Source organism: Micromonospora sp. NPDC023633, assembly GCF_040640035.1.
GTDB lineage: Bacteria > Actinomycetota > Actinomycetes > Mycobacteriales > Micromonosporaceae > Micromonospora.
On sequence record NZ_JBFABB010000182.1, the window covers coordinates 1 to 10,001 of the forward strand.

12 protein-coding genes and 2 pseudogenes are annotated in these 10,001 nt (G+C 68.4%); 4 read left to right on the plus strand and 10 right to left on the minus strand.

Features of this window, described 5'->3' with window-relative positions:
* The 5 genes from AB0G13_RS32045 to AB0G13_RS32065 all read right to left on the minus strand — a co-directional run.
* A partial coding sequence (locus AB0G13_RS32045; protein ID WP_357882587.1) for a transposase family protein occupies positions 1–387 on the minus strand: 387 nt, incomplete at its 3' end.
* A gap of 242 nt (positions 388–629) precedes the next feature.
* Positions 630–1,394, minus strand: coding sequence for an ABC transporter permease (locus AB0G13_RS32050; RefSeq protein ID WP_357882590.1), 765 nt, complete (start codon positions 1,392–1,394; stop codon positions 630–632).
* On the minus strand, positions 1,391–2,203 hold the full coding sequence (locus tag AB0G13_RS32055) for an ATP-binding cassette domain-containing protein (RefSeq protein WP_357882593.1): 813 nt from the start codon (positions 2,201–2,203) through the stop codon (positions 1,391–1,393). The genes AB0G13_RS32050 and AB0G13_RS32055 overlap by 4 nt, the downstream gene beginning before the upstream one ends.
* Positions 2,200–2,586, minus strand: a complete 387-nt coding sequence (locus AB0G13_RS32060) for a DUF1048 domain-containing protein (RefSeq protein ID WP_357882596.1) — start codon at positions 2,584–2,586, stop codon at positions 2,200–2,202. The genes AB0G13_RS32055 and AB0G13_RS32060 overlap by 4 nt, the downstream gene beginning before the upstream one ends.
* Entirely contained in the window at positions 2,583–2,930 is a 348-nt protein-coding gene (locus AB0G13_RS32065; protein WP_357882599.1) for a PadR family transcriptional regulator, read from the minus strand. Before AB0G13_RS32065 ends, AB0G13_RS32060 begins: the two co-directional genes overlap by 4 nt.
* Before the next feature lie 734 nt (positions 2,931–3,664).
* On the opposite strand from AB0G13_RS32065, the pseudogene AB0G13_RS32070 reads away from it, so the two are divergent.
* Together AB0G13_RS32070 and AB0G13_RS32075 are read left to right on the plus strand one after the other, a co-directional pair.
* Positions 3,665–4,501: pseudogene (locus AB0G13_RS32070) on the plus strand (IS5 family transposase).
* On the plus strand, positions 4,498–4,875 hold the full coding sequence (locus AB0G13_RS32075; RefSeq protein ID WP_357882602.1) for a hypothetical protein: 378 nt from the start codon (positions 4,498–4,500) through the stop codon (positions 4,873–4,875). The pseudogene AB0G13_RS32070 and the gene AB0G13_RS32075 overlap by 4 nt, the downstream one beginning before the upstream one ends.
* A 43-nt stretch (positions 4,876–4,918) precedes the next feature.
* Here the strand turns inward: AB0G13_RS32075 and AB0G13_RS32080 are convergent, their stop codons facing one another.
* The 3 genes from AB0G13_RS32080 to AB0G13_RS32090 all read right to left on the minus strand — a co-directional run bounded on the left by AB0G13_RS32080 (position 4,919) and on the right by AB0G13_RS32090 (position 6,817).
* Positions 4,919–5,635: a DUF4913 domain-containing protein gene (locus tag AB0G13_RS32080; RefSeq protein WP_357882605.1), complete on the minus strand. Its 717-nt coding sequence runs from the start codon at positions 5,633–5,635 to the stop codon at positions 4,919–4,921.
* 247 nt (positions 5,636–5,882) lie between these two features.
* Positions 5,883–6,059 (minus strand): hypothetical protein, encoded by a 177-nt coding sequence (locus tag AB0G13_RS32085; protein ID WP_357882608.1) that lies wholly within the window; start codon positions 6,057–6,059, stop codon positions 5,883–5,885.
* A 365-nt stretch (positions 6,060–6,424) separates the two neighbouring features.
* On the minus strand, positions 6,425–6,817 hold the full coding sequence (locus tag AB0G13_RS32090; protein WP_357882611.1) for a metalloregulator ArsR/SmtB family transcription factor: 393 nt from the start codon (positions 6,815–6,817) through the stop codon (positions 6,425–6,427).
* Between the two features lie 89 nt (positions 6,818–6,906).
* Here AB0G13_RS32090 and AB0G13_RS32095 point away from each other — a divergent pair, with 89 nt between their 5' ends.
* On the plus strand, positions 6,907–8,883 hold the full coding sequence (locus AB0G13_RS32095) for a heavy metal translocating P-type ATPase (protein ID WP_357882619.1): 1,977 nt from the start codon (positions 6,907–6,909) through the stop codon (positions 8,881–8,883).
* Positions 8,880–9,281 (plus strand): (2Fe-2S) ferredoxin domain-containing protein, encoded by a 402-nt coding sequence (locus AB0G13_RS32100; RefSeq protein ID WP_357882613.1) that lies wholly within the window; start codon positions 8,880–8,882, stop codon positions 9,279–9,281. Before AB0G13_RS32095 ends, AB0G13_RS32100 begins: the two co-directional genes overlap by 4 nt.
* A 157-nt stretch (positions 9,282–9,438) precedes the next feature.
* Here the strand turns inward: AB0G13_RS32100 and AB0G13_RS32105 are convergent, their stop codons facing one another.
* Both AB0G13_RS32105 and AB0G13_RS32110 read right to left on the minus strand, forming a co-directional pair.
* Positions 9,439–9,594: a hypothetical protein gene (locus AB0G13_RS32105; protein WP_357882616.1), complete on the minus strand. Its 156-nt coding sequence runs from the start codon at positions 9,592–9,594 to the stop codon at positions 9,439–9,441.
* 313 nt (positions 9,595–9,907) lie between these two features.
* Positions 9,908–10,001: pseudogene (locus AB0G13_RS32110) on the minus strand (IS5/IS1182 family transposase); the annotation flags it as partial.

Sequence of the window (10,001 nt, forward strand, 5' to 3'; positions counted from 1 at the left end):
GACGGGCTGGCCCAGCGCCTCGACCACGACGCCGCCGCCCAGCAACTGCGCCGGGCAGCGGCGGCCTTGGCATGACGGTCGGCTTCTGGCACGCGGAGGCGCAGCGGCCCGCGGGTCGTGACCCAGGTACGTCACCACGTCGGCGAGAGTGCGCAGCCTGACTCCGTCGTGCACCCGGCAACCCCGCTCGGCCAGCAGCGGCCGCACCTCGGCGACGCTGCAGGTGACCGTCGAGCGGTGCACCCCGAACCAGGCTGCTACCACGTCATGGGTCAACCCGTGCCGCAGGTGCACCAACGTGGCCAGCAGGCGGCCGGGTGAACCCGAACCGGTGCTTCGCGCCAGCGCCGATGCGGCGACGACGCGTTCGCGCGGCGAGCCGGCCACGGTGGCGGGCCTGCCACCGTGGCGCCAGTTCCGCGACCAGGCTCGCAATCACCTGCCGAGACATGCCTGTCATTCGAGGGTTCATCATGATCGCAGCGCCAGCCATGGCACAAACAGCGATCATCGATGCTCAAGGATTCGCAACCGTGCACGAGGTCGTTAGTGCCGCGCGCAGGGTGGCAGACCTGCGCAGGGGACAGCGCCGCATCCATGCGGATGCGGCGCTGTCTTTTTGCGATCGGCTAGCTGATCTTCTTGCGGTAGATCGCTGTCGCGGCGGCGTAGGCGGCCACGAGCATGCCGGCGCACCAGGCGAGGGCGATCCAGATGTCGTTGCCGACGGGTTGCTGCGCGAACAGCGCGCGGAGGGTGTTCACGATGGACGTTACCGGCTGGTTCTCGGCGAACCACGCGACCGGGCCAGGCATCGAGTCGGTGGGGACGAACGCCGAGCTGATGAAGGGCAGGAAGATCAGCGGGTAGCTGAAGGCGCTCGCGCCGTCGACGGTCTTAGCGGAGAGGCCCGCTATCACGGCGATCCAGGTGAGGGCGAGGGTGAACAGGATCAGGATGCCGGCGACGGCGAGCCAGTCGGCTACGGATGCGCCGGTGCGGAACCCCATGATCAGCGCGACGCCTGTGACGATCACGAGCGAGGCCAGGTTGGCGACGAGTGAGGTCAGGACATGCGCCCAGAGCACGGAGGGTCGTGGGATCGGCATTGACTGGAAGCGCTCGAAGATGCCGCGCTGCATGTCGAGGAACAGGCGGTACGCCGTGTAGGCGATGCCGGATGCGATGGTGATGAGCAGGATGCCCGGGAGCATGTAGTTGATGTACGACTCGTCGGATCCGGTGTTGATGGCTCCGCCTAGCACGTACACGAAGAGCAGCATCAGCGCGACCGGGGTGACCGCTGTGGTGATGATGGTGTCCGGGCTGCGGAGGATGTGACGCAGGGAGCGGCCGGTGAGGGTTCCGGTGTCGCTGAGGACGTGGGCGGTCATCGGGATTCCTCTGCTGCGGACATGGCTGCCTTGTCGGCGGTGTCACTGGTGTCGCCAACGAGGGCGAGGAAGACGTCCTCGAGGGTCGGCTGCTTCTCGACGTACTCGACCTTGGCGGACGGGAGGAGCTGCTTCAGCTCGGCGAGAGTGCCGTTCTGGATGATCGTGCCCTTGTGCAGGATCGCGATCCGGTCGGCGAGTTGCTCGGCCTCGTCGAGGTACTGGGTGGTCAGCAGGATGGTCGTGCCATCCTTGGCGAGCTGCTTCACCGTCTGCCAGACCTCGATGCGGGCCTGCGGGTCGAGGCCGGTGGTCGGCTCGTCGAGGAATACGACCGGCGGGTTGCCGACAAGGCTCATCGCGATGTCCAGCCGCCGGCGCATGCCGCCCGAGTACGTCCCCGCCCGGCGGTTCCCGGCATCAGTGAGCGAGAAACGGGCGAGCATGTCGTCGGCGATCGCACCCGGGTTCTTCAGGTGGCGAAGCTTCGCGACCAGGACCAGATTCTCCCGGCCGGTGAGCACTTCGTCGACTGCGGCGAACTGCCCGGTCAGGCTGATCGACTTGCGTACCTCGCCCGGGGCCGAGGAGACGTCGAAGCCGTGGACGGTCGCGGTGCCGGTGTTCGCCTTCAGCAATGTCGACAGGATCCGCACCAGCGTGGTCTTTCCGGCGCCGTTCGAGCCGAGCAGAGCGAAGATGCTCCCGGCTGCCACGTCGAAGTCGACGCCCCGCAGCACGTGCAGGTCCTTGTAGGACTTCGTGATGGCCTGCACCCTAATCGCGGGTTCGCGCGTCTCGGTGGTCATGCGCCCTTCTCCTCGCCGTTATCGCCGGCGGCGGCGTCGATCGCCTTCCGGAGGCGCTCGCGTTCCTTGTCTATCCACTGCTTGCCGGAGTACGCCCGCAGGAACGTCTCGGCGAACTCGACCGGGTCGCCGCCAACGATCGCGCGGACCGGCGTTCCATCGGCGACCGCACGCTCCCAGAGGTCGACGAAGTCGCCGAGCATCGTGATGAGCGTGTCGCCGTCGAGGATCCCTCCGTGGTACATGAAGTACCGCTGAAGAGCCTTGGCCGCGCTGCGATAGGGCTCCGGCAGGGCCTCCATGCGGGCCATGTGGTGCTTGTACTGCTTCTTCTGCTCAAACGACCCGACGAGCATCTCGATCCACTTCGCGGCCACCCTCATGCTCCTTCATCGTCTTGGTTGTCGTTGTGGTGGAGTTGCTCGATGCGTTCCGCGAGAACGCTCCACGTCCTCCAGAACTCGGCGAGTTGGTCTCGCCCCTTCGCGTTGAGCGAATACACCTTCCGCGGGGGCCCCTTCTCGGAGGGAACCTTCTCCACGTCCACGAATCCGCGCTGCTCGATGCGGACGAGCAGCGCGTAGATGGTGCCTTCCGCGATGTCTGAGAATCCGCGGTCGCGCAGCCACGCGGTGATCTCGTAGCCGTATGCGGATCTGCGGGCCAGGATCGCCAGGACGATGCCCTCGAGAGTGCCCTTCAGCATCTCTGTCATCTGGTTGCCCATGCCATCATCCTCTCGCTACCAAGCGACGCTGACTACCGGTAGACGGTAACACTAGGTACCGGTAGATAGCAACGCTGAGTACCGAGGGATTTCAGAACGGGCCACTCGGCGCCGGAGTCCACATCATGCTGATCCGGTTGCGCTACGACGGCTGGGTGGGCGAGGTGATCAACGGTGCCGGAACGATCGCGGGCGGTCCGGGCGCACGGACCCTCATGTCCATGAGGTGTTCCTCGAACTCGGCCCCAGGCCGCCACGACTCAGGGCTCCCCGCGTGACCGTCGGCTACGTCTCGACGGAAACGACGTAGCGATCAGGCTGGACCGCCTGGTGACGAGCCCAGAACGCCATCGACCAAGCTGGTGACCACACCGACGCTGGCCTTCTCGCGGCGGGCGGGGTCGTCGCACCAGCCGCGGGACAGGCACAACTCCCGGTCCTACGGATCAGGAGGCTAGGGGTTCGAGTCCCTTCGGGCGCACAAATTCTACCAGCCAATATTCATGGTTGCCGCTGACCCTCGGGTCGGTATGGGTCGTATGTGGGTCACGTCTGTGCCCCACCATGCCGGGCCTGGCGGGTTCGCGCTGACCTGGGCTTTCGGGGTCGATGCGCAGCGGATTCGCGGGCGGATGATGCGGATAAGAACTCCTAACGAAATGGTGTTGGGCGTGTCCTCGAAGACGTGAGGATCGTTCTGTCTGAACGTGAGGAGGGGTGAGCAGCCGCCGTGGATCGTCTCGGACGAGCTGTGGGCCGAGATCGCACCGCTGCTGCCACCCCGTCCGCCCCGGCGGCGTCGGTTCCCGGGTCGCAAGCCTCTCGATGACCGCAAGGTGTTGTGCGGGATCCTGTTCGTGCTCTACACCGCGATCCCGTGGGAGTACCTACCCAGGAGCTTGGGTTTGGGTCGGGCATGACCTGCTGGCGCAGGTTGCGGGACTGGAACGACGCCGGTGTCTGGCAACGACTGCATGAGGTCCTGCTCGGCAAGCTGCGGGCCGCCGATCAGTTGGACATGTCGCGGGCGGTAATCGACGGCTCCCATGTCCGGCGCTCAAGCGCGGCCCAAAACCGGTCCGAGCCCGTTCGACCGCCGCAAGCCGGGCTCGAAGCACCACGTCATCACCGACGCGGGCGGCATTCCTCTCGCCGTGAGCCTGACCGGTGGCAACCGCCACGACGTCACCCAACTGCTGCCCCTGGTCGACAAGATCCCCCGGATCAAGGGCATCCGCGGACGGCCGCGGCAACGACCGCAGCGCATCTACGCCGACCGGGGCTACGACTACGACTGCTACCGCCGCCAGCTTCGCGCCAAGGGCATCACCCCGGTCATCGCCCGACGCGGCACCGACCACGGCTCAGGCCTCGGCACCCGACGATGGATCGTCGAACAGACCATCGCCCTGCTGCACTGGTTCCGCCGCCTACGCATCCGCTGGGAGATCCGCGACGACATCCACGAGGCCTTCCTTACCCTCGCCTGCGCCATCATCTGCTGGCGCCGACTCCACCGCTCAGGGCCGGAAGTTGCTAGACAGGCGCGGGAGCCTACGGTTGCGGGGTGAGGCTTGACTACTACTCCGCCGCCGAGGGCGTCGACATCGCGAGTGCCCGGGCAGACCTTTGTCACCTCGCTGACCTGGTAGCAAGCGGAGGCGAGCTGAGCCTTGCGCCGTCCGCTCACCCGCGACACCTATGGAATGTCGTCATCAAAGTCACGCAAGGCCCTGTCGCCATTGGTGTCGACGATCGCAGCTATCTCAGCATCCACGGTGGCGCGGAAAGCCGGTCGCTCCTCGCCGACCTGCTACGCGATGTAGCCAACATGGACGACGGCGGCCACGTTCACCTGGAGTACTTCGATGGCCACCATTTTCTGGCACCAGACAGCGTGCCGCTCATCGTCAACAGTCCGCATGGCGGGATGCCTCGGCGCTGATCAAGCTGTGCCACGCACGGACCCACCCCACAACATCATTTCGTTAGGAGTTGTTACGTAGCGCCAGCACCCCCGTTATGGAGCCGTTCAAGGCAAAGTGGAAAGGGCAATGTCCATCTCGTCGGCATACGCCAGGGCGGTGGCTGCGTAGTCGCTGCCGCTGAAGAACAGGAGTTTCGTGTCGGCGGTGCGGCCCCTGGTGCCAACGAGTCGCTGCAGTGCGGGCCACCGACGCGGAGCTGGTCCGGTTGGAATTGCTAGTGCCTCGTTTGTCGGGGCTGCACCGGCTGAACGGGCCGTACTCGGCGGCCAGCGCGGCGAGATGCGGGTCTAGGTGGTCGCGCCACCAGATGCTCATTCCGGTCTGCGGGTCGCTGACCCGCAGCATTTCCCAGGCTCTCCACAGCGCGTACAGGCGGGAGATCGCCTCCGGGTGCGCCCACCACCGGGGGCACCAGTTCACCCCAGAGGTCGGCCCAGTGGCGAGGCGCCGCTCGACGACGTGGGCGAGGTAGTCCCCGACGAACGCCTCGACGTTGCGGTAGGCCGGCTCCGGTGCGGCGTCGGCGTCGCCGGCTGGCGGTGTGGCGGCCGGCGGCGTCACGTCCGGGTCACCGGCGACCCGATCGTGATCACGGAGAGCCGGGTTCCTTCCGCCAGAACGAACGAGGATCACCGTGGCGGGCAGCCTGACTTGGGGAATCCTTGAGCACGCCTCTGTTGAGCCACGCCACGGCCGGGCGCCGGCCAGCGGCGGCACGCTCTTGATGAGCCAGCCCGAGGGCGGCAAGGGGTTTGCGAGCCAGTGCCGACCGGCGCCCTGACGCTACGGGCTGCAGACCCGCGCATCTGACTCCAGTAGACAAGTCAGGGGGTTGCCCGCGGGGAGGTCAGCGTCCAGGTGCTGCTGGACCCTCCCGGTCACGTCCGGCTTCCTATCGCCGACGAAGAGATCGTCGACCGGGCGCTCGTCGTCGAGCTGCTGGCAGCCCGGCCGGTATGTCTGATCACCCACGCAGGTCGCCGATCTGCGCGGCGAGGTTGGTGTCGCCGTCGGCGAGTTCGAGCAGGCCGCGGGCGTGGCGCAGTTCGCTGGTGGCGGTGTCGCGGCTGTCGAAGCCGCTACGGCGTAGCTGCCGGCGGGTCTGTTGGGGCCGGACGGGTAGTTCGATTTGGTAGCCCACACGCCGTGGGTGGGGTGCCAGCCGCCGCCGGGCGGCGTAGTTTCAAGCATCGCCCGCCTAGTCTTTTGCCGGTGCCGGTGCCGGTGCCGGTGCCGGTGCAGCGTTTGGTGGTCGATCCCCACCCCACCGCCCGTGACCAGCACCGTCACGATGAAAAGGGCTCCTTGAGCCCGGCCACGCCACCGACGCCGACCTGCCCGGAAACCACGTAGGCGAGAACGTGTCGCCGGCTGCCAGATAGTTGATTGTCGTGGCGGCCCACCGCGCCCGGTCCACCGCTTCACCGGGCGGTCGAACGCGCTGCGGCGCAGGCCGCTCCTGCCTGATCGACGCGGCAGCTGTCGAGCTCTGTGGCGCCGCGCAGGTCAGGTGGCGCTGGCCGCCGGGTCGGAGGTGTAGGTATGCGCAGCCGGGTCGCCGCCGGGATGGTCGGGCAGGTCCCGGTTGGCGTGGTCGGCGTGGAACAGCGCCTCGGCGAGCAGCGCGCGTACGTGAGTGTTGGCGGCAGAGTAGTGCACGTAGGTGCCTTCGCGGCGGCCCTTGACCAGTCCGGCGAGGCGCAGCTTGGCTAGGTGCTGGCTCACTGCGGTTGGCGCGGCGCCGACCAACTCGGCCAGGCACGCCACCGACGACTCGCCCTGGAGCAACGCCCACAGGATCTTGATGCGGGTGGGGTCGGCGAGCAGCCGGAAGCCTTCGGCGGCGAGGTGGACCTGCTCGTCGTTGGGCATGCGGAATTCCGGCAGCGAGGTATGCACGCCTCCAGAATAGCGGGAGCCACCGTGCTCATCTGCCTAGCTGCTTAGCTATCTGCATCGGTATGCAGGTAGTGTCTGTGGTCGTGACCATGACGACTCATTCGAGCACTGCGCCAGCAGCTCCTGTCCAGGCAGGCCCGCCGCAGCGACTGACCGCACGGTTGTGGGCGCTACCCGAGATCCGGTGGGCGGCCCTGGCCGTGCTGCTGTTCGCGGCCGGCGGCATAGCGCAGCTGGCGGGCGCACCGGCACCGGTGTGGTGGGCGCTGTATCTGGTCTGCTACGCCGCGGGTGGCTGGGAGCCGGCGCTGGCAGGGCTGCGTGCGTTGCGGGAGCGGACCCTGGATGTGGACCTGCTGATGATCGTCGCGGCGATCGGTGCGGCCGGGATCGGGCAGGTCTTCGACGGGGCGCTGCTGATCGTCATCTTCGCCACCTCCGGCGCCCTCGAAGCGTTCGCCACCGCCCGTACCGCCGACAGCGTCCGAGCCTTGCTGGACCTGGCTCCGGAGCAGGCGACCCGGGTAGAGCCCGACGGCAGCGAGCGCAGTGTGCCCAGCGGCGAGCTGCGCGTCGGGGAGCTGATTCGCATCCGTCCGGGCGAGCGGATCGGCGCTGACGCCGTCGTCGTCGACGGGGCCAGTGAGGTCGATCAGGCCACCATCACCGGCGAGCCGCTCCCCGCTGCGAAGGCCGCAGGTGATGAGGTGTTCGCCGGCACTCTCAACGGCACCGGCACCCTGTTGGCCCGGGTACACCGTCCGGCCGGCGAGTCGGTGATCGCCCGCATCGTCGCTCTGGTCGAGCAGGCGTCGGCGAGTAAGGCCAAGACTCAGCTGTTCATCGAGAAGGTGGAGCAGCGCTACTCGGTCGGCGTCGTGGTCGCGACCATCGCGCTGTTCGTGATGCCGTTGGTGTTCGGCGCGGACCTTCGGAGCACGCTGCTGCGGGCGATGACCTTCATGATCGTCGCATCGCCGTGCGCGATCGTCCTCGCGACGATGCCGCCGCTGCTGTCCGCGATAGCTCTGGCCGGCCGACACGGCGTGCTTGTCAAGTCCGCCGTGGTCATGGAAAAGCTCGCCGACACCAATGTCGTGGCGTTCGACAAGACCGGCACCCTGACCGAGGGCACCCCGCGCGTGGCGGAGATCCACCCCGCCGGGACGATCAGCGGCGAGGATCTGCTGCGGCTGGCCGCCGCAGCCGAGCATCCCAGCGAGCATCCGATCGCCGCGGCCGTGGTGGCCGCCGCCCACGAGCGCGGTCTCACCCTGCCGGCGGCCGCCGACTTCGACTCAGCCCCAGGACGCGGCGTGCGCGCCGCTGTCGACGGGCGTCTCGTGCAGGTCGGCAGCCCGATCCTGCTCGACACGGTGACCGCAAACCTGGAGTCCGTGCCGCAGGTGCGCGCCGCCGTGCAGACCGCGCAGGCCGCTGGGCGCACCGCCGTGGTGGTCCTCGTCGACGGCATCCCGGCCGGCGTCCTGACGCTGGCCGACCGCATCCGCCCCGCCGCCCCATCCACGGTGTCCGCCCTCACCGGGCTCACCAACATCAAGCCGGTGCTCCTCACCGGCGACAACCCTGGAGCCGCGGCCCGCCTCGCCGGCGAAGCCGGGATCAGCGACGTACGCGCCGGACTGCTGCCGGCCGACAAGGTCAACCAGGTCCACGCCCTGCAAACCGGCGGCCGGCGGGTGCTACTGGTCGGCGACGGCGTCAACGACGCCCCGGCACTGGCCGCCGCCGACCTGGGTGTCGCGATGGGCGGCCACGGCTCCGACCTTGCACTGAACAGCGCCGACGCCGTCCTGGTCCGCGACGACCTGAGCGCCCTGCCCGCAGTCATCGCCCTGTCTCGCCGCGCCCGGCGCGTGGTGATCGCGAACCTGATCATCGCCGCCACGTTCATCACCGTGCTTGTCGCCTGGGACCTCCTGGGACATCTACCCCTGCCGCTCGGTGTCGCCGGACACGAAGGCTCCACCGTCATCGTCGGCCTCAACGGGCTACGGCTGCTGTCCAACCGGGCCTGGCGCCGCGCCATCGGCCAAACCTCGTGAACCGCCGCCCACGCCGAGCCGCCGATATCGACCCGGCAGCCGGCTGCACGGTTACCCTGTGCCGGGGCTGCTGCTGCGGTACCAGCAAGGTTCCCGGAATCGACCACGCCGGGCAGCTGGCCCAGCTGCGGCGGACGCTGGCCGGGACGGCGCAGGTCCGCGTCAGCGGCTGCCTGGACGCCTGCGAGCACGCCAACGTCATCGTCGTGCAACCCTCTCGCGAGGGCCGTCAAGCCGGCGGCCGACCGGTGTGGCTCGGCCTTGCCAACGATCCGGGTGCCGCCGCCGACATCGCCTCCTGGATCCACGCAGGCGGCCCCGGCCTGGCCGACCCTCCAGGCATGCTTGACCTCTACGTATTCACCCCGGCCCGCCGGGTACGCCAGCAACTGGCCTGACTGTCAGCATGGCGGGGTCGGTTCAATGATGGCGAGCTACGCCGGAGGCCATACAGGCAGCGAGGATCTAGGCGCGGTGCATGGCGGACGGCGGCACCGCCGTCAGCGCGGCCCGGCATGGCCGATCAGCACAGCCCTGGCATCTCGACCTCGACTGTCAGGACGCCGGGCAGGTCTGGTCCGCGAAGATGGTGAGGTAGATGCCGGCAGGGCTAGCCACCGACCACTGCGGCGACGGCGAGCGGTCGGCGGTGCTGGGACGCACGTCAACCCGCTGCGCCGGGTCGGACCGCACGATCAGGCGGCTGGGCACGTCTCGCACCCTGCGGCACCAGCTGAGGAAGACCTCGCCATCAACAGCCGGCCTGCGGTCGGGTATTTGCGCCTCCTGCCAGCCTGCGGCACCAGCTACCAACTCGTAGGTGCGTCGCAGCTCTGCGTCGCCCCAGTCCCGATCCGTTCGCCAGGACAGGGAGATCGAGGTGCTCGAGACATCCTCCTTGGTGAGCCGCCGGCATCCCCGGCTGCGGGCCACGTCGCCCACCCGCCGTGCGCCGTCCGGCGTTATGACAGGACCGGGTCGTCGGCGTATGCGTCGAGCAGCCCGTCCACGTCGGCCGGGAGGCGGCGTCGGCCTGGACGGCGTGGAGAATCCGTTCCCAGGTGCCGTCCGCTGACCAGCGGCGATGGCGCTCGTAGACGGTCTTCCAGCTTCCGAAG

What these genes read in the sequence shown, in the direction of transcription:
- AB0G13_RS32050 (WP_357882590.1), bottom strand. Translation starts at nt 1,394, where the DNA reads ATGACCGCCCACGTCCTCAGCGACACCGGAACCCTCACCGGCCGCTCC.
- AB0G13_RS32055 (WP_357882593.1), bottom strand. Translation starts at nt 2,203, where the DNA reads ATGACCACCGAGACGCGCGAACCCGCGATTAGGGTGCAGGCCATCACG.
- AB0G13_RS32060 (WP_357882596.1), bottom strand. Translation starts at nt 2,586, where the DNA reads ATGAGGGTGGCCGCGAAGTGGATCGAGATGCTCGTCGGGTCGTTTGAG.
- AB0G13_RS32065 (WP_357882599.1), bottom strand. Translation starts at nt 2,930, where the DNA reads ATGGGCAACCAGATGACAGAGATGCTGAAGGGCACTCTCGAGGGCATC.
- AB0G13_RS32095 (WP_357882619.1), top strand. Translation starts at nt 6,907, where the DNA reads ATGACGACTCATTCGAGCACTGCGCCAGCAGCTCCTGTCCAGGCAGGC.